This is a genomic window from Aeromonas sp. 602396 (assembly GCF_049173735.1).
Taxonomy (GTDB): Bacteria; Pseudomonadota; Gammaproteobacteria; order Enterobacterales; family Aeromonadaceae; genus Aeromonas; species Aeromonas veronii_A.
Genome location: NZ_JAAKSD010000011.1, coordinates 25,569 through 51,131, shown reverse-complemented (window position 1 = coordinate 51,131; position 25,563 = coordinate 25,569). Strand labels below are relative to the sequence as shown.

At 60.4% G+C, this 25,563-nt stretch carries 20 protein-coding genes and 1 riboswitch; of the genes, 5 read left to right on the top strand and 15 right to left on the bottom strand.

Annotated features, from left to right (window positions below):
* Positions 1 to 56: 56 nt before the first annotated feature.
* Positions 57 to 989 (top strand): LysR family transcriptional regulator, encoded by a 933-nt coding sequence (locus G5229_RS13755; protein ID WP_216952117.1) that lies wholly within the window; start codon positions 57 to 59, stop codon positions 987 to 989.
* Positions 990 to 1,052: 63 nt separating this feature from the next.
* Here the strand turns inward: G5229_RS13755 and G5229_RS13750 are convergent, their stop codons facing one another.
* The 4 genes from G5229_RS13750 to G5229_RS13735 all read right to left on the bottom strand — a co-directional run bounded on the left by G5229_RS13750 (position 1,053) and on the right by G5229_RS13735 (position 4,566).
* Entirely contained in the window at positions 1,053 to 1,376 is a 324-nt protein-coding gene (locus G5229_RS13750) for a DUF1820 family protein (RefSeq protein WP_216952118.1), read from the bottom strand.
* A gap of 124 nt (positions 1,377 to 1,500) precedes the next feature.
* Positions 1,501 to 2,385 carry a YjjW family glycine radical enzyme activase gene (locus G5229_RS13745; RefSeq protein WP_421209306.1) on the bottom strand — a complete coding sequence of 295 codons (885 nt, stop codon included), beginning with the start codon at positions 2,383 to 2,385 and terminating at the stop codon, positions 1,501 to 1,503.
* Positions 2,386 to 2,395: 10 nt separating this feature from the next.
* Positions 2,396 to 3,922 carry a YjjI family glycine radical enzyme gene (locus tag G5229_RS13740; protein WP_323936353.1) on the bottom strand — a complete coding sequence of 509 codons (1,527 nt, stop codon included), beginning with the start codon at positions 3,920 to 3,922 and terminating at the stop codon, positions 2,396 to 2,398.
* A 164-nt stretch (positions 3,923 to 4,086) separates the two neighbouring features.
* Positions 4,087 to 4,566: a L,D-transpeptidase family protein gene (locus tag G5229_RS13735; protein ID WP_227341454.1), complete on the bottom strand. Its 480-nt coding sequence runs from the start codon at positions 4,564 to 4,566 to the stop codon at positions 4,087 to 4,089.
* A 281-nt stretch (positions 4,567 to 4,847) separates the two neighbouring features.
* Between G5229_RS13735 and G5229_RS13730 the strand changes: the two genes are divergently transcribed.
* Positions 4,848 to 8,027, top strand: a complete 3,180-nt coding sequence (locus G5229_RS13730; protein WP_421209304.1) for a S41 family peptidase — start codon at positions 4,848 to 4,850, stop codon at positions 8,025 to 8,027.
* A 15-nt stretch (positions 8,028 to 8,042) separates the two neighbouring features.
* Here G5229_RS13730 and G5229_RS13725 read toward each other — a convergent pair whose 3' ends face one another.
* Positions 8,043 to 9,335 (bottom strand): ferredoxin reductase family protein, encoded by a 1,293-nt coding sequence (locus tag G5229_RS13725; RefSeq protein WP_257725042.1) that lies wholly within the window; start codon positions 9,333 to 9,335, stop codon positions 8,043 to 8,045.
* Positions 9,336 to 9,640: 305 nt separating this feature from the next.
* On the opposite strand from G5229_RS13725, the gene G5229_RS13720 reads away from it, so the two are divergent.
* Positions 9,641 to 9,874 carry a hypothetical protein gene (locus tag G5229_RS13720; RefSeq protein ID WP_319919530.1) on the top strand — a complete coding sequence of 78 codons (234 nt, stop codon included), beginning with the start codon at positions 9,641 to 9,643 and terminating at the stop codon, positions 9,872 to 9,874.
* Positions 9,875 to 10,063: 189 nt separating this feature from the next.
* Here the strand turns inward: G5229_RS13720 and G5229_RS13715 are convergent, their stop codons facing one another.
* The 4 genes from G5229_RS13715 to G5229_RS13700 form a co-directional block, all read right to left on the bottom strand.
* Positions 10,064 to 11,023 (bottom strand): HlyD family secretion protein, encoded by a 960-nt coding sequence (locus tag G5229_RS13715; RefSeq protein ID WP_421209302.1) that lies wholly within the window; start codon positions 11,021 to 11,023, stop codon positions 10,064 to 10,066.
* A complete protein-coding gene (locus G5229_RS13710) occupies positions 11,023 to 12,363 on the bottom strand; it encodes a glycosyltransferase family 2 protein (RefSeq protein ID WP_323912496.1) in 1,341 nt (446 codons plus the stop codon). Before G5229_RS13710 ends, G5229_RS13715 begins: the two co-directional genes overlap by 1 nt.
* Positions 12,356 to 13,699 (bottom strand): diguanylate cyclase domain-containing protein, encoded by a 1,344-nt coding sequence (locus G5229_RS13705; RefSeq protein ID WP_227341458.1) that lies wholly within the window; start codon positions 13,697 to 13,699, stop codon positions 12,356 to 12,358. The genes G5229_RS13710 and G5229_RS13705 overlap by 8 nt, the downstream gene beginning before the upstream one ends.
* 621 nt (positions 13,700 to 14,320) lie before the next feature.
* Positions 14,321 to 16,165, bottom strand: coding sequence for a M3 family metallopeptidase (locus tag G5229_RS13700; protein WP_323912493.1), 1,845 nt, complete (start codon positions 16,163 to 16,165; stop codon positions 14,321 to 14,323).
* Between the two features lie 272 nt (positions 16,166 to 16,437).
* Here G5229_RS13700 and G5229_RS13695 point away from each other — a divergent pair, with 272 nt between their 5' ends.
* Complete coding sequence (locus tag G5229_RS13695; protein WP_323912491.1) at positions 16,438 to 18,120, top strand: methyl-accepting chemotaxis protein; 1,683 nt, start codon at positions 16,438 to 16,440, stop codon at positions 18,118 to 18,120.
* Between the two features lie 264 nt (positions 18,121 to 18,384).
* Positions 18,385 to 18,470, top strand: a riboswitch (cyclic di-GMP riboswitch).
* Positions 18,471 to 18,535: 65 nt separating this feature from the next.
* Positions 18,536 to 19,957, top strand: a complete 1,422-nt coding sequence (gene gbpA, locus G5229_RS13690) for an N-acetylglucosamine-binding protein GbpA (protein WP_216959534.1) — start codon at positions 18,536 to 18,538, stop codon at positions 19,955 to 19,957.
* A 158-nt stretch (positions 19,958 to 20,115) separates the two neighbouring features.
* On the opposite strand, the gene G5229_RS13685 is transcribed toward gbpA, so the two are convergent.
* The 6 genes from G5229_RS13685 to cbl all read right to left on the bottom strand — a co-directional run bounded on the left by G5229_RS13685 (position 20,116) and on the right by cbl (position 25,475).
* Positions 20,116 to 20,952 carry a transporter substrate-binding domain-containing protein gene (locus G5229_RS13685; protein WP_040067363.1) on the bottom strand — a complete coding sequence of 279 codons (837 nt, stop codon included), beginning with the start codon at positions 20,950 to 20,952 and terminating at the stop codon, positions 20,116 to 20,118.
* Positions 20,949 to 21,710 carry an amino acid ABC transporter ATP-binding protein gene (locus tag G5229_RS13680; protein ID WP_040067361.1) on the bottom strand — a complete coding sequence of 254 codons (762 nt, stop codon included), beginning with the start codon at positions 21,708 to 21,710 and terminating at the stop codon, positions 20,949 to 20,951. Before G5229_RS13680 ends, G5229_RS13685 begins: the two co-directional genes overlap by 4 nt.
* Complete coding sequence (locus G5229_RS13675) at positions 21,707 to 22,369, bottom strand: amino acid ABC transporter permease (RefSeq protein WP_216952128.1); 663 nt, start codon at positions 22,367 to 22,369, stop codon at positions 21,707 to 21,709. The genes G5229_RS13680 and G5229_RS13675 overlap by 4 nt, the downstream gene beginning before the upstream one ends.
* A gap of 90 nt (positions 22,370 to 22,459) precedes the next feature.
* Positions 22,460 to 23,125: an amino acid ABC transporter permease gene (locus G5229_RS13670; protein ID WP_216952129.1), complete on the bottom strand. Its 666-nt coding sequence runs from the start codon at positions 23,123 to 23,125 to the stop codon at positions 22,460 to 22,462.
* Positions 23,122 to 24,333 (bottom strand): threonine synthase, encoded by a 1,212-nt coding sequence (locus tag G5229_RS13665; protein ID WP_216952130.1) that lies wholly within the window; start codon positions 24,331 to 24,333, stop codon positions 23,122 to 23,124. The genes G5229_RS13670 and G5229_RS13665 overlap by 4 nt, the downstream gene beginning before the upstream one ends.
* A 194-nt stretch (positions 24,334 to 24,527) precedes the next feature.
* Complete coding sequence (gene cbl / locus G5229_RS13660) at positions 24,528 to 25,475, bottom strand: HTH-type transcriptional regulator Cbl (RefSeq protein WP_216959546.1); 948 nt, start codon at positions 25,473 to 25,475, stop codon at positions 24,528 to 24,530.
* Between the last annotated feature and the right edge of the window lie 88 nt (positions 25,476 to 25,563).

The following is a 25,563-nucleotide window of genomic DNA, read 5'->3' as shown; positions in this document are numbered from 1 at the left end:
CCCCGCTTTGGCGGGGCTTTCTTGTCTTGTCTCTTCCCTTCGCTTGTGGAGTACTTATGGATCTGATCGCACTCTCTCGGCTGGGAGGTCGCCATCTGGTCACCCTGCATCTGCTGCTCGACAACCAGAGCGTCACCCGCACCGCCGAGCGGCTCTGCACCACGCCTTCCACCGTTAGCAAGACCCTCAACCAGCTGCGGGGTCTGCTGGGGGATCAACTGCTCTACCGCCAGGGCAACCAGCTGCTGCTCACCCCCATGGCCGAGCGACTGGCTCCCACCCTGCACCGGTTGTTGGGGGAGCTGAACGGCCTCACTCGCCAGAATGCCTTCAACCCCCAGCAGTGGCAGGGCTGCTTGCGGCTGGGATTGCGCGAGAGCGTGATGACCTGGCCGGTGGGCCCCATTCTGGGTCAGCTGATGAAAGAAGTGCCGGGCATGGTGCCGGAGATCTGGAACAAGGATGAGCAGGGGCTGGAGGCGCTGGCAGCGGGCAAACTCGACTTCGTGATCCTGCCCCATGACCAGAGCCAGCCGTTACCGCGCCAGCCCGGGCTGGTGTGGGAGACCCTGCGGGAAGAGAAACTGGTCTGTCTGCTGCGCAAAGACCACCCGGCGCTGGCCAAGCCCTGGGATCTCGATGCCTACCTGAGCTGGCGCCATATCGCCATCCGGGATCAGGAGCTGGCCAACCCCTTCTTCGAGCAGAGCCTTGCCCAGCAACAGGTGCGTCGCCAGATTGGCGCCACCCTGCCCGATTTTGCCAGCGCGGCGGCCCTGCTGCCCCAGACCGATCTGATCCTCACCGCCATCGGTGGCTGGGCGGCATGCATCGCCAGCCAGCCGGATCTGGAGCTGCGTCCGGCACCGTTCGATTACGGCAAGGTGAGTCACAGTCTGGTCTGGTATGGCCCGGCCGGTGATGGCTCGGCCCGCCACTGGTTCCGCCAGCGGATCCTGCAACTGGGTCGCGAGCTGGTCGAGCCCTGAGCCAGGTGACAGCGAGAAGAGATGGATGTTTCGCCACGGCGAAACATCCACGGCAATGAGGGATCAGGGACGCTTGGTATAAATGGGACTGGGGAAGGAGGCGACGTTGCTACCCAGATCCGTAATGCGGGCAGCCCCCTGCTTTTTCACCTGATCGATGCGTAACACCTGATGCATGGGGATAAGGGTGTGACGCACATCGGCAAATTCGCTCTTGAGCTTTTCATGGCTGGGATCGACGATAAGCGCCGTGTGGTTGTCCCAGACAAAATCGGCGATCTCGATAAATCCAAACAGTTGGCCCTGATTCACCTGGCGCACATAAACCTCATAGCGCTCGTTGTGGCAAATAAACTGAACCCGATATAACGCCTTGCTTTCACTCATGATTTATCTGTGATGGAGGAGGGACGGATGGGCAATATCATAACGAGCCCCAAGGCCCCCTCCAATAGACAGAAGTCACAGTTGTGTGCTTTTACTACACAGCAAGGGAATCGATCAGACCTCTTTAGATCAGCGGTGGCAAGGTCACCGCCCCCACTCCCGCAGCACGCAACCGACTCGCCAGCCACTCCAGCTCGCTGCGGGTCGCCTCTGGCCATTGCGCAGCCTCCCCCCGTACCCCGTGGTGGCGAAAGCCATTGAGGCGAATGGGCACAGGCCCCAGCCGCTGCAAGAAGGCGGCGAGATCCGCGTCCAGCTCACCATTCGCATCCAGAAAATCGCTCTTGCCCGGCACGTGGAGCAGCCGCAGTTCGGTCAGCTTGCCGTGACTTGCCAGCAGTTGCAGCGATGCCAGCACCCGTTCGCGGCTGTAACCGGTCAGCGAGAGGTGTACCGAGTCACGCCACCCCTTGAGATCGAGCATGGCACCATCGAGCATCGGCAATAGCCGCTGCCAGCCGGTTTCGGCCAGCGAGCCGTTGCTGTCGAGCAGGCAAGTGAGATGGGCCAGATCCGGCGCGGCCTTGATGGCGGTAAAGAGCGCAACCACGAAGGGGAGCTGAGTAGTCGCCTCACCGCCTGAGACAGTAATCCCGCTCAGCAAGGGGCCGTAGCGGCGCAGCAGGGCCAGCACCTCGGCCACCGTCATGCTGGCGGTCTTGGGATTGGCACTGCGCGGGCAGACATCCAGACAGGCATCGCAATCGGTGCAGAGCGCCTCCTGCCAATTAACCTTACCTTCGCTCATGGAGAGGGCGCCACTCGGACAGACCGCAAGGCAGTCACCGCAATCGTCGCACAGCCCTATGGTGTGCGGGTTATGGCAGCCGGGGCAGCGAAAGTTGCACCCCTGCAGAAACAACACCAGCCGGTTGCCCGGCCCGTCGACACAGGAGAACGGCAGCACCCTGCTCACCAGAGCGCTGCGAGTTGGCAAGACATCAGCCATCAGGACGAACTCAATACTCGCCGATGGTCGATTCGTGGGCGACTACCCGCGGAGCCCGCTGACGAATGGCGGTCACTTCACTCGCCTCGGCACCGAGACAGGTGGTCTGCAAGCGCGATCCCTCCTCTGCGAAGCGAGCCACGTCGCTCTTGCGGATCATGTAGCCGGTCACCCGCACCAGATCGCTGTCGGCCACGTTGGCGGTGAACTCGCGCATGCCGATGGCAAGCGCTCCCTTGCAGAGCTGCAGCAGTGCCTGCGGGTTCTGGCGGATGGTGGGATCCAGCGTGAGGATCTCGCTGATCCCCGAATGGTAATAAGTGTGGTGCGGCGCCAGCGCCAGCACATGGCTGGCCGGATCCGGCTCCTGCCCGTAGGGGATGCGCACCCCGGGGGTGACTGCCACATCGATGCTGAGGCCACCTTGCGAGTGCAGCAGGGCGCGACCACCCCAGGCATGGGTTTGCGGCGTCGCAGTGACATATTCCGAGAGCTGGGCCGAGATGCGATAGCCAAGCTGGTTCGCCTCCTCGCCGTGACCATAGCGATCCGGCAGATTCTCTTTATCCATCAGGATATTGACCGCTTCCGCCATGCCGTAGATGCCGAACATGGGGACGAAGCGATCCTCATCCAGCAGCCCCTCTTTCACCAGGAAGCTGTTGAAGAAGCCGGACTCCTGATGCAAGAAAGCGGCCCGCGCTTCGATCAACTGGGAGGCCAGACGGCAGTAGTGGGGCAGCAGGCAGCCTAGGAAGTCATCGATCCCCTGGCACTGCTCGGCGACCCGCTTGAGGGAGATGCGCACCAGGGTATTGGCGCCACCGGCCTGCGGCAAGGCGTTGTAACAGCTGACGATGCCAAAACCACGCTGGTCAAAGGTATCGCGATGGATCGGGTAGTTGGCGATGTGCGGCTTGCTGCACTCGGCGATGTTCTTCACCGCCTGCAGCAGCAGGCTGTCCGGGGTCTGCTCCGGATCGTGGAAGAAGGTGAGGTTCGGCGCCACCTGCTTGAGCTCGTTGTCGATGCGCAGGATCAGGCGGCAGATGCGGTTGTCATCAGGCCCGATGTTGACGTGCATGAAGGCGTCCGGCAGCACCCTGTCCAGATAGACCCAGAACCCCTTCAGCTTGCGATAGAGGGTCTCGTCATCCAGTTCGCCGACAAACGGCAACAGCAGATGGTCGAGCCGCCCCAGCCAGACCGGCATGCCGGTGACGGAGGGGACATGGTGATAGAGGATGCGCAGGGCATTGAGCGCCTCGTCGAAATCCTGCGGCGCCGCCAGCTCCAGCCAGGCAGAGCCCTGAGTCAGAAATTTTTCATAGTCCGGCAGCACATAACGCGGCTTGTAGGGGGCGTGCCCTTCGAACATGTCGCAGATAAATCCCTGCTCCATCGCCTCGGCGACTGCGGCAGGCAGGTCGGGGTAGGGCAACGCATTCTCGGCGGCCAGCGCCAGTGCGTGGCTCTTCTGAGCAGCGGAGAGATGGGGATCGCGCACGATACGCTGACAGGTTTCGGTCAAAGACATGGGACACTCCTTCACGGACAGAGCACATATCCTCACCATTTGCAGGCTTTTTTTGAAGTGACATTCACAACAATGCGAATGTCTCAAAAAGACATCCGTTAAAGGGGATCACAACCAGAACAGAACGGGGGCCTTGTCTGCCGACAAGGCCCCCGTTGTGCGGATCAGGGCTCGATGATGATGGGCGTACCCGGGTCAATGGCATTCCAGAGCTCATCCATCTCGTGGTTAAGTACCGCAATACAACCGTTGGTCCAGTTGGAGGGCTGTACCCGACGGTTACCCATCCGGTTAAGCTGACCATGGATCATGATCATGCCACCCGGGTTCACCCCCAACTCATTGGCGCGCTTGATGTCGTCCAGATTCGGGTAGTTGATATGTATCGCTTTATAAAAGCCGGAGTTGCTCTTCTTGTAATCCAGGGTGTAGCGCCCCTCCGGGGTACGTTGATCCCCTTCCCGCTGCTTGTGCCCCTTGGGCGCCGGGCCCAGTGCAACCCAGTAGCGCTTCAGTTCCTTGCCATCCTTCATCAGGGTGAGGCTGTAGGTAGACTTCTTGACCACCACCAAATCGGCTTTTTCGGTAAAGGCAAAACTCAGCGCGGGCCACAGCCCCAGCACACACAACAATACGGCTCTCATTCCATCCCTCGACAAGCCTCTGGCAGGGCTTTTTATGGTTGTCACATCATCTGAATAGGCTCGCCCGTTGGCGAGCGAGCGCCATGATATTGGATCGCCATCAATACTCAATAGACCCAATAAAACATATCTTGGCTGCGAACGGTGAATGGTCCATGAACGACCTACACAAACATGACTAATTGACAATAAAAACAAAAACATAGCTTACATTTTCTGGCTAGCCATGATGCCGCAGATCGGTAAATATGTAACAATTGAACCTGATTCAGGATGACATCATGCCTCTGCACTTCTTGCCGAACTCTTCGCTGACCCGCCTGCTGCTGGTCAGCGCACTGCTCTGGCTACCCGCCAGTGTCGCCGCCGATGCACTCTGGCTGCGCGAGCCAGCCCTCTCCCCCGATGGCAAGCAGCTTGCCTTCACCTGGCAGGGGCGCATTTTTGTCGCCAGTGCCGAGGGTGGCCCCGCCACGGCGCTCACCGGCAGCGACTACCTGAGCCAGCGGCCAATCTGGTCGCCGGATGGCAAACAACTCGCCTTTGCCACCAATCTCTACGGCAACGAAGATGTGTTCGTGGTACCCGCCAACGGCGGCGAGATGGTGCGCCTCACTCGCGATTCGCGCACCGATCTGCCGCAAGCCTTCAGCACCGATGGCAAACGACTGCTGCTGAGCAGCCAGCGCCTGGGCGCGCCCGATGCCGACCATTTTGTCGCGGAAGGCTACCAATGGGGCGAGCTCTACTGGACCCCGATCACCGGCGGCACCTTGCAGGCCGATCTGCCGCTGCCTGCGACCCTCGCCCGCCCCCACGGGGAGCGGATCGCCTATCAGATGCCCGCGGCGGATCAACCCTTTCGCAAGCATCAGCACTCGTTCGCGGTACCCCGTCTCTGGCTGTTTGATGGCAAGCAGCACAAGCAGCTGACCGAAGATCGGGTGGCGGCCACCGATCCGGTCTGGAGCGACAAGGGAGATACCCTCCTTTACCTGAGCGAGCGCAGCGGCGATTTCAACGTCTGGCGCCGGGATCTCGCCAGCGGCAAGGAGCAACAGCTGACCCACTATCAGGGCCATCCGGTGCGGGGGCTCAGCGCCTCTCGCAATGGCGATCTGGTCTGGTCATGGCTCGGTGAACTCTATCGCCTCGATGCCGGTAGCAGCGAGCCACGCAAGCTGACCCTCACCCCGCAAGTGGCAAGCACGCCGGATGAGGCGAGCGAGGCCCTGACCCTGGCAGACGAAGCGCTGGTCAGCGAAGAGGCGGATGAGCTGATCCTGGTGAGCGAGGGCAACCTGTTTGCCGTCGACCCCGAGCGGGAGCGGGTGCGTCAGCTGACCCGAGATCCGAGCGAGCAATCCAGCCCTCTCTTCGCCGAGCAGGGCCGCGCCCTCATCTATCTGTCGGAGCAGCAGGGGCACGCCGCCCTCTATCGCCTGCGCAAGGGGGACCCTGATCTGCTGTTCAGCGATCCCGGCACTTTGACCGAGAGTCTGCTGCTGGCGATTCCCGACAAGGGGATCAGCCGTCCGGTGCTCTCCCCCGATGGCAAACAGCTCGCATTCGTGGTGGATGGCCAGGCCATCCACCTGCTGGATCTGGCGAGCAACAAGCAGCGGGAGCTGGTGCCTGCCAGCTTCAACCCGTCGCGCCACGAGGTACATCTCGCCTTTGCCCCCGACTCACGCCATCTGGCGCTCACTTTCCGCCCCGATGCGGCAGAGCAGGAGATCGCGGTGATCGATACGGCCAATCCCAAGGCCAAACCGGTCAATGTCAGCCTCAACGGCTATCAGGATGGACAACCGGGCTGGAGTCAGGATGGCGCCATTCTCTACTGGCAATCGACCCGGTTTGGCGCACTGGGGCCCGATGGCGAACCCCTCGTCACCAACCTGCTCGGCATTTACAGCAGCCGCGCCGCCAGAGCCGATGCCATTGCCGAACTGGAGCCGCCGAAAGGGGGATACGGCTTTGAGAGCGATCGTCTCAACCATCGCGAAGCACTGCTGCTGCAACCCACCGGCACCCTGCTCGCCAGCCGCATCATCGGCGACCAGCTGATCTATCTGGTGGAGGAGATGGGGGTCAACAGCGAGAGCGAGATCAAGGGCTACAGCCAGGATCTGCGCAAGGGCAAAACCAGCGAACTGTTTGGCGAGCAGCCCGGCCCTGCGCTGGCAAGCCTCAACCAGCAGGGCACCCTGGCTACCCTGGTGCGGGATGGTGAGATCACCCGGATCCACCTCGACTCCGGCGAAGCCACCAGCGCCCCCTTCGCCTTGCAGCCCACCAGCCGCTGGCAGGAACGCATGACCGCCGCCTTCGATCAGATCGCCCGGCTCACCCGGGACGAGTTCTATCTGGACGATATGAACGGGGTAGATTGGGAGAGCTATGTCGCCGCTTACCGCCGCCTGCTGCCGGGCATCGGCAACCCGCGGGACTTTGGCAACCTGCTGGCGGAGCTGGCTGGCGAGCTCAATGTCTCCCACACCTGGGGCAGCGGCCCCGCCCCCTTCCCGCGCATGGCGGACGAGACCGCCAGCCTGGGCGCCTACTGGCAGGATGGCGAGCAAGGGGTGATGCTCACCGCCCTGCTCTCTGGCGGCCCGCTGGATCAGGAGAGCGATATCGCCCCGGGCGCCCGCCTGCTCGCCATCAACGGCGTCCCGATTGCCAATCTGGCCGAGCTGGATCAGGCCCTCAACCATCAGGCCGGTGCCCGGCTCGCCCTCACCTTCCAGCAGGAGGGCAACAAGCAAACTGACGAGGTAGTGCTCACCGCCATCGACAAGCAGCAGGAGTACCAGCTGCAACAGGATCGCTGGATTGAGAAACGGCGGGAGCTGGTGGCCAGCCTGAGCGGAGGACGGGTCGGCTACGTCTATCTGCCGGCAATGAATAGCGAGGTCTACGATGCGGTGGTGGCGGATGCCCTCGGCAGGCAGCGCAATCGCGAGGCGATGATCGTCGATGTCCGCTTCAACAGCGGCGGCTATCTCGCCAATACCCTGGTGGAGTTTCTGACCGGCAGCGGCAGCACCAAGGGGATGGCCAGCAGTTGGCCCCGTCAGGGCAAGGGTGAAACCGACGCCGCCACTCGCCAGTGGACCAAGCCTTCGGTGGTGCTGGTCAACGCTGGCAGCTACTCGGAAGGCTCCGCCTTCCCCGAGTACTACCGCACCCTCAAGGTCGGCCCCATCGTCGGCGATCCGGTGCCCGGCACCGGCACCATGGTCTACAGCCACGACTCCCGGCTGATCCCGGGCCTCTCCTACGGCATTCCGACCCTGGGGCTGCGCAAACCGGACGGCACCTTCTACGAGAATCAGGAGCTGATCCCGGACCTGCAGGCGCCCCTCACCCCCGCCGACATGGTGGCCGGGCGCGACCCGCAACTGGAGGCGGCAGTACAAGCCGCCCTCAAGCAGTTGCCAGCCAGCGCCAAATAACGGCGCCCATCGAGCTCAACGAAAGCGAAACAGCTCGCGATGCAGATGCCCGTCCGGCAACAGCCGGGTCAGGGCATCTGCCATCCCCTCCGGCCCGCAAAACCACACCTGCTCGGGCGCATCCTGCGCGATGCGAGCCAGATCCAGCCGCCCGGCCGCCTTGTCCAGATGCAGCTGATAACGCACACCGGTGCGATGACAGAGCTCGGCCAACCGTCGGTGGTAGACAGCTCCCGCCAGATCCGGCGCGCACTGGATCAGGGTGATCCCCTCGCCCCGCTCCCCACGGGCAGCCAGCCCCTCCAGCCAGGCGACGAACGGCGTGATACCTATCCCGGCCCCCAGCCAGAGGGCTCTACCTCCCCCTTGCGGGGCGACAAAGGCGCCATAGGGCCCGGTCACCACCACCCCATCCCCGATGCGCGCCTCTGCCACCAGCTGACGGGTATGATCCCCGAGCGCCCGCACCGCGATCACCAGCTGGCGCCGATCCGCTGACACCCGCACCAGGGTAAAGGGGTGCGGCCCCTCCTTGGCGTCAAACTCGAAGAAGGCAAACTGGCCCGGGCGGTAATGGGCGAGCGGCCTCTCCAGCTCCATGGTCAGCTCGCAGGTCTGATCCGCCAGCGTCCGCACCGCAACGACCCGGCCGGGATGGCGCTTCCGCGCCCCCACTTGCCCCAGCAGGGAGTAGAGGGCCCCGATAGCGCCGATTCCGCCGATCAACCAGATCGATACCCCAACCGGCGTCATGGCTCCCACCTGAGGCAACAGGCAGAGCCCGTGCCCCCACCCCGCCAGATAGATGAGCGGCGCCAGCCGGTGGATCAGCCGAAAACGGCCATAACTCACCAGCGCCAGCAAGCTCACTACCACCAACGCGATCAGTAGATAGAAACTCCACTCACCCAGGGTATTGCCAAGGGCATGGAGCGAGATGCCATTACCTGCACCAGCGCCAGCTGTACTGGCCCCACGCCGCGCAGGACGACTCAGCCAACCCGCCGAGACCGCCCACTTGGGCACCTCCACCACCAGCCAATGCGCAGTGAGCGCCAATGCACCGCCGATGGCCATCTGACGGTGCAATCGCAACATCCGATCCAGACCGCCACACCACACCTCCAACTGCGGCAGACGCAAGGCCAGCAACAGCGAAATCGCCATATAGGTCATCCCCAGCAGGCCGGTCAGTAACAACATCTCATGGCGCCAGGGCCACACCCCGTTGGCATCCCCCGCATAACCGAGCCACCAGACCCCGACCGCCAGCAGTGGCAACAGCCACCACACCCGTTTACTCGTCATAACATGCTCCCTGGTTCCATCGCAGCAGGGCCTCGCCCCTGCTCATGGCACCATTGCACACCCGTCTGGTCACAGGACTTTGCCAGAGGGGGAAGCTTGTGTGGCAATGTGTGACAAACGGCAACAGCAGAGGGGCCCGCTGGCCCCTCTGGTCACCCTTGCTGACTGGCCCTCTCTTCATGGGGAATAGCGCAAAATCCACCTCTGCCGTGATTGACGACCTGCCTGCAAAAGGAATCAAATGGGGACGACACATATCTGCGGCGGAAAACCTGCCGCCCACTCCCCCGGACCAGGAGCCCCCCTTGCTTTCATCCACCGAACAACGCTACTGCCCGAGTTGTCAGCGCGAGACCAACCATGTCGTGGTGCTGGTCGACAAATCCTTTGGCCAGCAGCTGACACCGGCGCAAAAGCGCAAAGCGTTTATCAAGGACTTCATTACCGGCTGGGCCGCCGGCCCCTTTCTGGCCAACATGGATCGCTTTGAACGACATGCCATCTGCGAGCATTGCGGAAATAAAGTCATTGATGAATGAAAAAGGGAGGGGCAATTGCGGGCTTCAATACACCAGCCACCTTTTATGGCCGAAACCCAAAAGAAGGCGTTGCGATTCAGGATCACAACGCCATAGACGTCAATCAAACAACACGGTCACCGGCAACCCTTCCACTTGCAGGTTCGGGGGTAATTTTTCATCCAGCGAGAGTGCGACCTTGAGGGTTGCTTACTCCCCTTCAAACGGTGCGGCTAACTGAGCCGGCAACTTGTCCGCCAGCTCGACCTGTCTGGCGACCCTGGCAGCCAGACGCTCCCCGCTGGGCAGCTTGACGACAGCCTTGTGTCCAGGAGCCATTGAAGAGAGATATTTGGGCTGCACATAGGCTATCACCAGCGGGTCTTCTCGCTTCGAGATAAGTGCCAGAGGAGCCCCCGAGAATACCCAGTCCCCCTCCTGTACCAGCACATCTGAAACCTTGCCAGTCGCCGGAGCTCTTGGCTGTTGATGGTACGCCATCGCTTCCATCTCGGTCAGCTCCTGATCGAGCAAGTGACGAGCACTGGCTAGCGGTCCGGTCAGTTGGTCCTCACTGATTTGCAGTTCCTGCGCTATCTTCTCTGCCCTTGCCTTCTGCAGAGCTATGCGTGACTGAGTCCAATTCAGCAGGGCCGTTGCGTACTCTGCACTGGATACCAGCTTCTCTTTTTTATAACCGGCATACTCCTGATAGATGACCTCCTGCTCCCGGCTCCCCCGTTCGGCAATACCAATCTGTTCGTCCAGATTGCGCAAGATAGCCTGTTCAGCCTCAGCCTTGCTCAATTCGATGGCCGCTCTGCGCGCTTTTCGTTCCGCCATGTTGGCCTTGAGGGTTGGAGATTCGAACTGCATCAGGGCATCGCCTTGTGACACCCCCTGGCCGGGAGCCGTGTAGATGTGTCGAATAAAGCCATCCCCATTGGCAACAACCAGTTGCGGCTCGGTGGTAATGATGGCTGGCGCCTGGGTCAGCCACCACTCGCGCCCCAGATACCACAGCAGAATAATAACGGGACTGAATGCCAGTAACAGGATGAGATACCAGCGAGCCTTGAAGGCGACACGCTTGGCGGGGGCATACAATACCCGGATCCCTTCATCCGACGTGGCATCCTGCTTCTTGGGGGGATTGAATGTGACTTTCATCAGAATTTATTTCCTCGTTTTAATACCCACCAGGGGGCCATGCTGCTCTCTTCATGACCGCGCCGGAACATCTCATTCAACAGTGCGATGGCGCACCACAAGCGCATCAGCAAGGTGTACACCGGGTAAAGACACAACCATGGCAGCAGACGTAGATCTGCCTCCGGGCGTTCAGATATAGCCAGCAAAAACACGGCGAAATTAACCAGGGTAAGAAACAGGTAAACCAGATAGAGACAGATCATCAACGCAGCGACAAACTGCCCCGGATAGCTAAGCACCAACCACCAGCTATAACCCATGACCAGCAGGGGCAGCACCACGTTTTGCGCCACCCCGTAGATCAAGGTAAACAAAAAGGTCTTCCAGCCCAGAATACGCGGCGTCAGGGAGAGCTTGTGCTTGCGCAGATAGAGAAACAGCAGATCTCCATCCCAGCGTAAACGCTGCTTGGCAAGCGTGATCACGTCTGCGGGCGCATCGGTGTGACCGATGGCACGAGGGGCGAACCCTATCTTTAAAGCCGGATGGCGTTTGAGGTAATGCTTAATACGGACCGTCAGATCCAGATCTTCTGCGGTATGGGTATCCCACCCACCAATCTGGCGCAAAAAATCACGACGAAACGCACCGAAGGCTCCCGAGATATTGTTGATGAGGTTCCACTCGCTCAGTCCCGTCTTGCCCCCCTGCATGGAGATCATGTACTCAATGCTCTGCATCCGGGTCAGTACGCCATCGTTCAGATTTCGCACCCTTAATGCCCCTCCCACAGCAGGCACATCAGGATCATCGAAACAAGCCACGATCTCATCGATCATGTTGTTGTCAAAGGAGGTATCTCCATCCGCGTTCATCACTATCTCGCCAGTCGCAGCGGAGAGACCGGCATTGAGAGTGGAGACCCGGCCTCCCCTCTGCCATTTCGGTAGCAGGACCAAACTTCTGTTCTCGCACCCCTCGAATTCACGAACACAATTGAGCGCAGCCTGATAGGTATGCGCGTTGGCCTTGGCGCCATCAATCACAGCAATGATTTCCATTTGACCGCGATAAAGCTGTTCCTTGAGCGTCAATATGGTGGAGCGGATCGCCTCCCCTTCCCCATAACAGGTGATGATGCAAGACACTTTGGGACAGCGCCGAGATCGCGGCAGTTCAGATGCCATGGGAAGCTGGCGCGCATACCATTTCAGGATCCCGGTCAACGTCAGCGCCATCAGTGGCACCTCCATCAACAGCAACATGGGCAACAGCAACAGAATCATCCGGGGAGAAAACTGGAGGCTACCCAGTATCTCTATCAGGATGTAGTGCACCGTATTCATCCACTCATGCATCCGGGCTATCTCCATCCAGCCACTGGCCGAGCCATACCGCTGTATCGTCGCCCAACAGGGCGGGCAAAGGTTGTACTTTCACCGCCAGCGTCAGAGCATCCAGTCCTTCGATGAGATTCAATGCCTGAATGCGCTCCTGCAGAATGCGCCAGTCGTCGGCATCAGTATGCGGCAACAGCAATAACAATCGGTCATCGGCATACTGGCAAACGACATCGGTATCACGGAATAGAGCTTGCAAACGGCTGAGCAGAGCGGCCAGTCGCTGCTGAGTCTTTAGCATGCCCAACTCGGCCCGCAACTCAGCCAGATGCTCAACCCGAATAGCCAGCAAGGTATGGCAGCCACCATGGCGTTGCAGCAAGCTGTTGTTCCATTGCAGCAACCAGGGGAAGTGCTCCATGGCCATAGGGGTACCCCAGGTCAACGGCAGATGCAGTTGTTGAGTTCCTTCCCGTGCGATGTGGCGGGCCAGCTTGCCGATGCGATATTCATAGATGGGCGCAACCACCAGATCATCGGGTTTGTGCGCCTGGCCACATTCATGGCAACGCGCCTGGACGGCAGCCTCCATAAAACGGGCATGGCATGACAAACAACGGAATTTCTCAAGGGGCCTGTCATAGTCAACACCGATGTGACGCAGAGTCGTGACGCACTTGGGACAACGCAGCACACCCTGTCGCATGAATGCATCCTGATCATCCACGTGCCCGCAGGTGAAGCAGTGCACAGCTGGCTTGGCCTGGATGGCGATATGAGCGCATTCGGGACACACATCGACAAAATTGAGATGTGCCGAGTTGCAACTGTGACAAAGACGTACCCGGTCCACCAGCTGCTCACTCTGCAATAAACGCTCTGCAACCAGCTGCGGGAGGGCATCCCCTGCTTCGCTGCCCAGCAGGCAATCCAGCAGGGGATAGCTGTACCCCTGACGGCAACCAGCCTGCCAACGTGGCAACAAGCGAAAATGGGAGCGAGGCCAGCTGTACCAAGCCAGCTTTTCCATGTCATCCGGATGCTCTCGAGGGGTCAACAACGCCAACCGTTCAAGCATGTCAGAGGCCCGTTCATCCAGCTGTGTCAGGAGACCGTCGGCCAACATGGGAGAGAGCGGGCTCTTCACAACACAAAATACCGGCTGCAAATAACGTATCGGGTCACGCCGCACAGCCTGCAATACCCTGTCCTGCTCATCTGCAGGCAGGTTGAGCAGTAATACCGGCTGCTGCAATGGATCCCAGCAGGACAGATCGAGAAGTGGCAAGGCAACACGATCCACCGAGCCTCCCAGCAGCGCAATCTGACCGGGGTGTTCACTCGTGCTCATCATGGGGAAATAACCTCTTTCCATTCACTGACAAATAGATACCAAGCCAATAAAACGGACCCGCCTGTTGCCATGCATCGGCAGACTCAGGCAATGTCGCGAGATGCGCATTGCCCTGCACGGACAGCACAACAGCAGTGTCAACGTTATCGACGGATAGCATGAAGCAGGCGAACGCGCAGAAAGAGTTGAGAGCTGACGCCATTTTCATGTGCGGCTCAGCCATCTCGGGGGGAAGAGATCTGAAGCTTTCCGAGCCCGACTCACATCGGGGGTGGCAAGGTGGGCGATTTTGCAGTTGTGGACAATTTAGTCAACCCGGAAAGATGAGAATAACTAGCAGATAGTTGAATGGATCAATCTTTATGCACAAAGATGACTACAAAAAGCACTATTAACAGAAAAGACAAAAGAGCGTAACTCAGTGAATCTACTATCTTGCAGCCTGCAATTCCTATTCATGTTCATATGAATACATATCTGATGGCAAAATGCGGACCCAATCGGCAAGGCGACAAACTATGTCGCGCACCTGCCAATAATATGGCAGCGTCTGCCACGGTTACGACAACGAATAACCATGAAAAGCACAGCTCCCGGCCTGATCACCGGGAGCTGTGCGGATTATTCGGCTGAAACCGGTTTGTAATGGTTGACGATCCACGCCTCGAAGTCGGCCAGCATGCGGGTTTCCGACTCGTTGTTGTCGGCGATAAGCTCGGCGCCGTGGACCACCCGGATATGGGCATCGAGCGGGCTTTCCTCGCCAGCCGCGGGGCGCTGCTGGGCTGCGGCCATGCAGGCTTGCGCCTGTTGCCACGCCTCAGCGGCGCTCAGGTTGCACGCCTCGGCCAGCGGCACGGCACTGAAGCCTTCACCAGTCAGGCTGCGCAGGGTCTCATCATGAGTCATGCCGTTGCCCGGCCCCCAGTAGTGGGCGGCCAGATCCGGCCCGATGCGCGGGTTGTCGGTGAGGTAGCCATCGCGCTTGAGGAAGTAAGCGCGGGTCTGCTCCACCGCCATCAGCGCCAGCAGGTAGCCGTGATAGGCGCAGGCCGACTCCTGATTAAGGAGGTGCGGAATGGCCAGCAGCGGGCGCGGGCTCTCGACACCGAGGATCTTGCGCTCCCACTTGCGGGCCAGCGCCAGCACAGCCTCGGGAGTACGTTCAGCCTCATCCATGGCGTAGAGATCCCGCTCGAAGTAGGCCACCAGCGCGATCTGACGTTCGTTAAAAGCGCGAAACGGCTGACGGGCGGCGATCATCTCCTTGATAAGCGCATCGGGGATCGCCTCTCCTGCCGCATTTCTGGCGTAGCGTTTGAGCCAGTCGGCATCGTCCAGCAGGCTGTCGCAGAACATCGACTGGGTCTCGGCATAAGCCATAGAGGTGGGCGGAAACTCCTGTGAGAAGCAGGGGGCGTTGCCGGTGACATTGGCAAAATGCGCGGCGTGGCCCCCCTCGTGGAACAGGGTGTTGAGCCCGCTCCAGCCGCTGCCCACCTGCGCCGGATCGGCCAGGCTGGTGAAATTGACCACCGCAGGTATCCACTCCCCCTGCTGGAAGAAGCTCGGCACCGGGCCGTGGCAGAAGCCGTTCTCGTATTTCCCCTCCCGGGTCAGCAAGTCCAGGGTGAGGGTCGCCCCGCGATACTGGATGCCGAGACGACGGAAGCTCTCGACCCAATCCTTCAGCGCCCGCGAGAAGGGCACATAAGGATCGAGCTGGCGGGTTACATCACCACTGATGGCGTAGCGCAGGTTATGGGGCATCAGGGCCGCCTCCCCCTTGGCCGCTTTCAGCTCGGCAAGGCTTTGCTGCAGCCGGGCGTCGGTGCGGGAAATGAAGTCGTCGAGAATGGAGAACAACTGCTCCGGGCTCATCTGCTCGTTCTTGCGCACCTTGTAATCGAAGTAGTCGCGATAGCCCATGGCTCTGGCAAAGCGGTTGCGCAGCGCCACCACCTCGAGAAAACCATTGCCGACCACCCACTGCTCCAGGGTGTGGAACATGGCGAGCGCGCTCTGGCGCACCGCCTCGCTCGGGCTGGCGGCAAGGGAGGTACTGGCGGCGGGTAGGCTACCAGCCACCTGCTGGCCATGCTCATCCAGCAGGGTCAGTTTCAGCCCCTTGCGGCGGGCGAACAGCGCCGCCTCGGCAGCCACCAGCTCATCCATCAGGGCGGCAGCGGCGGGATCTTCAATCACATTGCACTCGAAGAAGGCGATCCAGCCCCACAGGCCGCGTTTGAGATCATCCTCTTCGGCCTGCGCCAGCATCTCCCGCAACGCGGGCAGGCGGGCAGGATTGGCACAAAAAGCCTTGTAGGCTTGCTCGGCCGCGGTAAAACCGGCCTGATCGTCGCTGGTGCCCATATAAGTGGACCAGAAAAGATCCTCTTTGCACCTGTGTACCTGCAGATAATCGGCGTTGAGTTGGTTGAAGTAATTCCTGGCAATGGAACTCATAAATTCCCTCTTGTGATGGGGTCACCCGCAGCGGGGCCCACTCCTTTTTTTAGTGAAATGCCAAATGATTCACACTCTTTGGCAAAAATTGCGCAGGGATGCGCATGAACACGCTACCAAAAAATGGGGAGCGCTGTCTGCTGGCTATACTGTTGTTCAAGCGCTCATCAGAAACGGTCGGCAAACGGCTGAAAGTAAATGAGTTGTTAACTTTGACGAACTGGCTGCAGCGGTACAGAGCCACCATAAAACGGGATAACGAGGGTTTAATCATGTTCAAGCTCGGTGATATCACCGTGAGCCGCAAATTGATCTTGCTGCTCACGTTGGCGTTTGTCGGTTTTGTCTCGCTGCTGCTCATCTCGGCCAATGCGCTCCAGCGAAATCTGATGAGCGAGCGAGAGGCACGGCTCAATGCCGTGCTGGACCAGGCTATGAGCCAGATCCAGTTTCTGGCCAGCACCCTGCCCATGGAACAGGCCCAGCAGGAGGCGCGTAAACTGCTGACCAACACCCGCTTTGATGGCAACAACTACCTGTTTGTCATCGACGAGAACCGCACTATGGTAGTTCACCCCATCCGCCCCGAACTGATCGGTCAGAAAATGGGCGAAGGGGGCGCTGCCACCGCCGGGCAGTTCTGGTATCAGATGGTGGATATCGCCAAGGGGGGCAAGCATGGGACCCTGCAATATGTCTGGACTGGCCCGTCGGGCGAAACCGCTGACAAACTCTCCATGGTCTCCGGCTATCAACCCTGGGGCTGGATCCTCGGCTCCGGCATGCTGCTGCAAGATATTCAGCAGACCATCTGGGCCCAGTACATGAAGATGGGTACCGCCACCGCCATCGTGATCCTGCTGATGGGGCTGCTGGGCTGGCGCATCACCCGCTCCATCGTCTCCCCCCTCAGCCAGATCAACCACGCCATGCAACGGGTCGCCAAGGGGGATTTGGTGGTGAGCATCCCGGTACATGGCAAGGATGAGCTGGGCATGGTCGCCCGCTGTACCAATCAGAGTCTCGATGCCATTCGCCACGCCCTGCTGGAGGCAAGCCAGGGGGCTCGCAATGTGGCGGATGCCGCCTTGCGCATCGCCGCTTCTGCCGAGCAGACCAATCAGGCGGTCACCAGCCAGCGGGATCAACTGGCCCAGCTCGCCACCGCCATGAACGAGATGAGCGCCACCATCTCTGATGTGGCCGGGCACGCCGAAAATACCGCGCGGGATACCCAGGAAGCGACAGGTGAAGCCGGGCTAGGCAACCGTGATGTTCACGCCAGTGTGCATGGCATCAAGGCGTTGGCAACCGAAGTGGAGCAGGCCACTCTGCAGGTCAACCAGCTCAAAGAGGGGGTGATGCAGATCAGTGAAGTGACCGCCGTTATCAGCTCAATCTCGGATCAGACCAATCTGCTGGCGCTCAACGCCGCCATAGAAGCAGCCCGTGCAGGGGAGCAGGGACGTGGCTTTGCCGTGGTCGCCGACGAAGTGCGCCAGCTGGCCAGTCGTACCCGCCAGTCCACCGAAGAGATCCAGAGCACCATCGCCCAGCTGCAGCAACGGGCCGTCACCGCCGCCAACGCCATGGATACCAGCCGCAAACTGGCGGAGAGCAGCGTCAACCAGTCCCAGCAGGCGGGGCAGGATCTCACCCTGATCGTCAACCATATCCAGCATGTGAGCGACATGGCGACCCAGATCGCTACCGCCGCCGAACAGCAGAGCATGGTGGCCGAGGATATGAATCGCAACGTCAGCGGCATCAACGACTCGGCGCTCGAGATGTCCCAGTCCGCCTCGCAACTGGCGCAGGAGAGCGAACTGCTGGCCGGTCTCTCCCGCAGCCTGGATGAGCGGCTTGCGGTGTTCAAACTGGGCAAGGAGTCCAGCAAGACTCCTATGATGCCAACTCTACATCACTCCAATAGCGAGCAGCGCGCCCGCCATTGATGGCGTCAATCCGTGTCGCCTTGTCACTCGACCTGCCAGCTCGGCTGGCAGGTTTTTTTACGCCGACAACACGCAATCAGCATGCACCTTATCGGCATATTCAACGGTATTCGACGCCATTCACAAATTAGAGAACAATTTAAAAACAGCCAGTTAGAACGTTTTTTGTGCCACCGGATTATGCATTTAAACATTTAACTTCAAATAATTAATCAATGCGGTGCACAATGCAGACGGCCGAACATTTGGCCCATCACTAACCATCTAGTCATTTGGCAAACTGACCGAAAGGTCGGGACGCAAAGCCTCCGGTCTACAGACGTTTTGTCCAGGATAGCGGGGTTGCCACACGCAAGTGTGCATCGGGGAACTCCCCGGCCAACTGACTGCCCACATCTATCGAACAGAGGAATGTATGGCAGCAAAAATCCAACTCAATCACATCGCGGCGATGCTGGCCCTGCTGGCCAGCGGCAGCGCACTGGCCCACGGCTACATCAGCCAGCCCGAGAGTCGCAACTATCTGTGCAAAACCGGCGGCAACAGCCAGTGTGGCGGCGTGCAGTGGGAACCCCAGAGCGTGGAGGGCCCATCAGGCTTCCCGCAGAGCGGCCCGCAGGATGGTCAAATCGCCTCGGCGGGCAGCCCGCGCTGGAGCGAGCTGAACATCCAGACCAGCGACCGCTGGACCAAGCGTGAAGTACAGCCCGGCCCCTTCGCCATCAGCTGGACCTTCACTGCCAACCACGTCACCCGCAACTGGCGCTACTACCTAACCAAGCAGGACTGGAACCCCAACCAGCCGCTCACCCGCGCCTCGTTCGACCTGACCCCCTTCTGCATCATCGACGGCAACATGGTGCAGCCGCCCAAGCAGGTGACCCACAACTGTATCCTGCCGGAGCGCACCGGTTATCAGGTGATCCTCGGCGTGTGGGAAGTGGGCGACACCAGCAACAGCTTCTACAACATCATCGATGCCAAGTTCAAAGATGGTAGCCAGCCGCCGCTGGAGTGGAGCCAGGCAGGCACCATCTACCCCTCCATCGACCTCGCAGTGGGTGACAAGGCGATGACCCGGGTATTCGATGCCAACGGCGAGCGCCCCGATCTGCAGACCGTACTGACCATCACCACCGCCGAGCAGGGCCAGAAGAACAGCTGGGCCCATGCCCTCGCCAGCAAGATCAACGCCGAACAGAGCCTGATCCGCGCCGGTCAGCAAGGAGCCGATGGTCAGTTCAATCCGGTCTACGGTATGAACCCCGTCTATCTGCATCGAGACAGCAAACTGGATCGAGTCGAGATTGATATGCAACAGCTGCAGCCGCCGGTAGTGGACAGCATCAGCGTCAGCGGTCTGGCCAGCGACTATGTGCTGGACAACGGCAAGGCAACCCTCGATTTCACCGTCACCGCACAGGGCGATCTGGCCGTCACCAACACCCTCTATGACCACGGCGGCGTCGCCAAGGGTGAAAGCAGTGCCGACATCAAGGACAGCAGCCACACCTTCACCATGGCGCTGGAAGGTCTCAAGGCGGGTCACCACCAGCTGGTGATCAAGGCCACCCCGAAAGCGGGCGGCGAGACCATCCAGCAGACCATGGATCTGATGTTCAAGGAGCAGAGCAGCGGCGAATACGACTTCATCTTCCCGAACTCGCTCAAATCCTATGCCGCCGGCACCAAGGTGCAGCAGCCGAAAAATGGCAAGATCTATCAGTGCAAGCCCTTCCCCTACAGCGGCTACTGCCAGCAGTGGACCACCACTGCCACCCAGTACGAGCCGGGTTTCGGCTCCCACTGGCAAATGGCGTGGGATGAAGTGCACTAACCCACGCTTGGCCACATAAAAAAGGGCGTCCTCTCTAGCAGGGGACGCCCGGAAAAATCAAACCTTGCGGTTTGCATACCAACGGAACCAAGACCTCACTCTTCACTTACTTCACACACTCAACACACTCAACACACTCTTCAAACAGGATTTGTCCATTAACCCTGCCATTTTCCTCCTTCGACAATCACATCATTCGGATCGGTATCAGGGCTCAGCTTGTCACGCACATACTGGTCATAGAGTTTCAGCAGGTACTTCTCCTCCCCCAGCTTGGCGAGACGGTCGTTGACCCAGTCACGCAGCTCGATATTGCCCTTCTTCACCGCCGGGGCGATCGGGTCTTCCGAGCCCAATTTTTCGGGCAATACCCGGTAGCCCGGATTCTCCTTGGCCCAGCTGAACAGCACCAGATTGTCCTGGGCGTAGGCGTCACCGCGCCCTTGGGCCAGTGCCTGCAAAGATTCGGTGTTCTTCTCGAACTTGAGAACCTTCCACTCTGGGTGGTTACGGGTCAGCCAGATGTCGGCCGTGGTGCCGGTGGTCACGATCAGGGTCTTGCTGGCCAGATCATCGAGCTTCTTGGCCGGACTCCCTTCCGGCACCAGCACCTGTACCGCCACTCGCAGGTTCGGGTTGGTGAAATCCACCACCTCGCGCCGCTCCGGGGTCACCGTCATATTGGCGAGGATCAGATCCACCTTGTCGCTCTGCAGGAAGGGGATGCGGCTGGCTGGCTCCACCGCCACGAACTCGATCTTGTTCTCGTCCCCCAGCAGATCCTTGGCGAAGCGGCGGCCGAGATCGGTGTCAAAACCGACGTAGTTCCCCTTCTCGTCCACGTAGCCAAACGGCGGCTTGTCGGTGAAGACGCCGACGATGAGCTTGTCCCGCGCCTTGATCTTGTCGAGGGAACCGTCCGCCGCATGGGCGGCGCCACTGGCAATACCCAGTCCCAATAAGGCACTAAGCAGAACCGAGGTGATTTTTTTCATGCTGACTCCTTTCGTTTGATGACATTTGTATAAGAAAACTTGGCGAGGAACTGGCGCGCACGCTGGCTCCTGGGATTGTCGAAAAATTGGTGAGGTGCTGCCTGCTCCAGAATGTGGCCGCCATCCATGAAGACGATGCGATCCGCCACCGCCCGGGCGAAGGCCAGCTCGTGGGTGACGATAAGCAGGGTCATGCCGCTGCCGGCGAGATCGCGGATCACCTCCAGCACCTCCTGCACCATCTCGGGATCCAGCGCAGCGGTCACCTCGTCAAACAGCATCACCTGCGGGTTCATGCACAGCGCCCGCACGATGGCGATGCGCTGCTGCTGGCCGCCGGAAAGCTGGCGCGGATAGTCATGGCGCCGCTCCCACAGGCCGATGCGGGTCAGCAGCTGCTCGGCTTGCAGCAGTGCCTCTGCCCGCTCCCGCTTTTGCACCTGCAGGGGGCCGAGCAGCACATTTTCCAGCACCGTCAGGTTGGGGAAGAGGTGATAGCTCTGGAACACCATGCCGATCCGCTGGCGCACCCGCTGCCAGTCGGTGGCACCATCCAGCAACACACCATCGAAGCGGATCTCGCCCCCCTGAATGGGTTCGAGCCCGTTGAGAGTGCGCAGCAGTGTGCTCTTGCCACAGCCGCTAGGCCCCAGGATGACGATCACCTCCCCGGCTCGCACGCTGAGGCTGATCCGATCCAGCACCAGATTCGGGCCGAACTGTTTACTGACAGAACCGAGTTCAAGCAGAGGTGTCATACCGCATTACCCCATTGTTGCTCCAGCCGGCGCGAGGCGAGCGAGAGCGGATAGCAGACCAGAAAAAAGAACAGAAACAGCAGACCGTAAATAAGCAGCGAGCCATAGGTGCGCTCGATGACCTGCTGGCCCACCTTGATCACCTCCACCACCCCGATCAGCACCGCCAGCGAACTGGTCTTGATGATGCGGGTGTAGATGTTGATGGTCGGCGGCGTCAGCCGCTGCAACGCCTGCGGCAGCAACACATGGCGATAGAGCTGCCAGGTCGAGAGCCCGAGCGCCAACCCGGCCTCCTGCTGACCACGGGCGAGGGAGTTGAGGCCACCGCGCACCACCTCTCCCACCTCGCTGGCGCCCCAGAGGGCGAGTACCAGCACGGCGCACCAGAAGGCCGGAATATCGAGGCCGAAAAAGATCGGCAACCCGAAGAAAAAGAGATAGAGCCACACCAGCACCGGCACTACCCGAAACAGCTCGAGATAAAGCCGCAGCAGGCCCCGCACCAACCGGCCGCCCTGTTGTGCCAACACGCCGTAAGCGACACCGCCGAGGGTGGCAAGCAGGATGGCCAGTAGCGAGATGGCGAGGGTCTGACCCGCGCCCACCGCCAGCAGTGGCAGCGCCTGCGTCAGCTGCTCAGTAACGGAATTGACCATATTGAGCCCTCCTTTCCTGCGCCTCGGTGGCGAATCTGCGGCAGCTGGAAGATAAGTGCCCACATCGGGATCCTCGCCTGCATCAGCGATTCAGTGACCGAACTGACCATGTTGCAGCCTCCTTTCAACGACGCGCAGAGCGAGCGAGAGCGGCAGGAAGATCAGCACGCACATCAAGGTCAGCACCGCCAGCATCTCGTAGGTCTTGTAGTAGAGGGCGATGTAATTCTTGGTGGTGTAGAGCAGCTCTGGCACCGCCACCGCCGAAGCCACAGTCGTCTCCTTGAGCAGAAAGATGAAGTTGGCAAACAGCGCCGGCAGGCTGGCGAGCCAGGCCTGGGGCAACTGCACGTGGCGCAGCAGTTGCCAGCGGGAGAGGCCGATGGCCCTGCCAGCCTCCAGCTGACTGGCGGGCACCGCCTGAATGCCTGCACGCAGCGCCTCGGTCAGATAACCACCGCCGAGGAAGGTCATGGCAATCACCGCAGTGGTAAAGCCCGACAGCGACAAGCCGAGCGCAGGCAGCCCGAAATAGAGGAAGAAGAGCTGGATAAGCAGCGGCGTGTTGCGAGCCAGCTCGACATATCCGCGGATCAGTGCGCTGAGCTGCCGCTTGTGCAGGCTCAACAGGGCGACGTTGAGCAGGGCGACCGCCAGCGAAGTGAGGATCACTATGGCTCCCAGTTGCAAGGTGACCCAGACCGCCTTGCCGAAGGCGGGCAGCGTCGTGAGGATGAAAGGCAGATCCAGATTCATGCCGGGATCCTCCCGTCACGCTGCAGACGCTGGGGCAGCACAGTGATCGCATCCGGGTACTTGATGCCGGCACCGGTATTGAGCACCACGACCTGCTCTCCCCCACGGATCCAGCCAGCCTCGCGTAGTTGACGAGCAGCAGCAAACGCGGCGGCCCCCTCAGGGCAGACAAAGCTCCCTTCGCGAGAGGCAAGCTGGCGGATCTCGCTCTGGATGGCCTTGTCATCCACCGCGATGGCGCAACCCTCGGTGCGATAGAGGGCGTCCAGCACCAGAAAATCTCCCAGTGCCTTGGGTACATTGATGCCGAAAGCCAGCGTTTGGGAGTCGGGCCAGAAGCTCGATTCGGTGGCTCTCTGTTGCCACGCCTGCACAATGGGCGCGCAGCCACTCGCCTGTACCGCGACCAGTCTGGGCAACGCGCCCTTGACCCAGCCCAGCTCCTGCAGCTCGCGCAGCGCCTTGTAGATACCGATGAGGCCGACCCCGCCACCGGTCGGATAGATGATCACATCCGGCAGGGTCCAGCCCAGCTGTTCGGCAATCTCCAGCCCCATGGTCTTCTTGCCCTCAATCCGGTAGGGCTCCTTCAGGGTTGAGGCGTCAAACAGGGATTGCTCCGCCACCGCCTGCGCCACCTGACGACCGGCATCGCTGATCAGGCCATCCACCAGATAGAGGCGGGAACCGGCGAGAGAGGTCTCCAGTCGAGTGATGGCGGGGGCTGCCTGCGGCATAACGATGGTGCTGCGCAGTCCGGCACGGGCACCGTAGAGCGCCCATGCAGCGCCTGCGTTGCCGTTGGTCGGCATGGCGAAGTGAGTGACGCCGAGTTCACGCGCGCGGGAGATGCCCACCGCTGCACCACGAGCCTTGAAGGAGCCGGTGGGGATGACGCTCTCATCCTTCATCCAGAGATCCGGAATACCGATCTGCTTGCCCAGCGTAGGCAGCCGTAGCAGTGGGGTGAATCCCTCCCCCAGCGTCACAACGTGGGCGGGATCTCGCACCGGCAGCAACTCGTGATAACGCCACAGGCTGGCCGGGCGCCCCAGCAATGCCGCCGGGTGCCATGCTCGCTTCAGCGCATCGAGATCGTAGCTGGCCAGCAGTGGCGCACCAGCCCGGCTCAGTTGCCAGGGCTGGTCAGCCTCATGGATCTCGCCACTCTTGCTGCAACGCAGATGTGATAGGTAGCTATACGGCATGCTTTATCCTGAATGGATCGACTTTGGTCAGTCACTTATTCCATCCTGCAACCCAAGTACCGGATAACAAACAAAATTAACTGGCAAACCTAAGTGAAAAAATTCATATGAAGCCGTCTGTTTTTGCTGGCAATCTCATCTGCCAGCAACAAAAAAGGGGAGCCATTGGCTCCCCTTTTGTCATCTCTTCCTATTCAAATCTGGAAGTCGAGGGCAGGCTCGCTGCCCATGGCGCGGGCTTGAATATCCGCCAGCGCCAGCTCGGGGTTGCAGAGCTGGATAAACTGCCAGGCAAAGTTGTGCTGGAACTGCCCCTGCTTGAGGCCAATCCAGGCGGTATGGGGGGCAAACAGATGGCTGCCATCAAGCTGTACCAGCCCCTGATCGCGCTGTGCGTCGAACGCCATGTCGGCCAGTATGCCGACCCCCATCTCCAGCTCGACATAGGTCTTGATGACATCGGAGTCCTGCGCCGTCAGCAGGATCTGCGGTTCAATGCCAGCCGCAGCAAAGGCTTCATCCACCCGCACCCGCCCGGTCAACCCGGCTTGATAGGTGACGATGGGCCAGTTGGCCAGCGCCGCCAGCGTCAGCTCCCGCTCACCTGCCAGCGGATGTTGCTCGGGCACCACGATATTGTGGTGCCAGCGGTAGTAGGGAAATGCCACCACCCCTTCGCTCTTGTCGAGCTGCTCGCTGCTGATGCCGATATCCACCTCGCCGGTCTGCACCAGCCGCACAATCTCCTCCGGGCTGCCCTGACGAAGCTCCAGCTGTACCAGCGGAAACTGCTCGCGAAACGCCTTCACCACCCGCGGCAGGGCATAGCGGGCCTGGGTATGGGTGGTCGCCACCAGCAAGCGGCCCGAGTCGCGGTTGGCAAAGGTACTGGCCAGTTTGCGGATGTTGTTGGCGTCATTGAGAATGCGCTCGGCAATCACCAGCAGCTCCTTGCCAGGCTCGGTCATACCGAGCAGCCGCTTACCGTAGCGGATAAAGAGCTCGATACCGAGCTCCTCTTCCAGCTCGCGGATATGGCGACTCACCCCGGATTGCGAGGTAAAAAGGGCATTGGCCACCTCGGTCAGGTTGTAATCCCGCCGCGCTGCCTCCCGGATAATACGTAACTGCTGGAAATTCACCTTGTCGCCTCCTGCGAAGAGTGGGCGACACAATCTGCTCGCCCCTCTCATTTTTGTTATTTGGCCGGATCATGCCCGGCTGACAGCC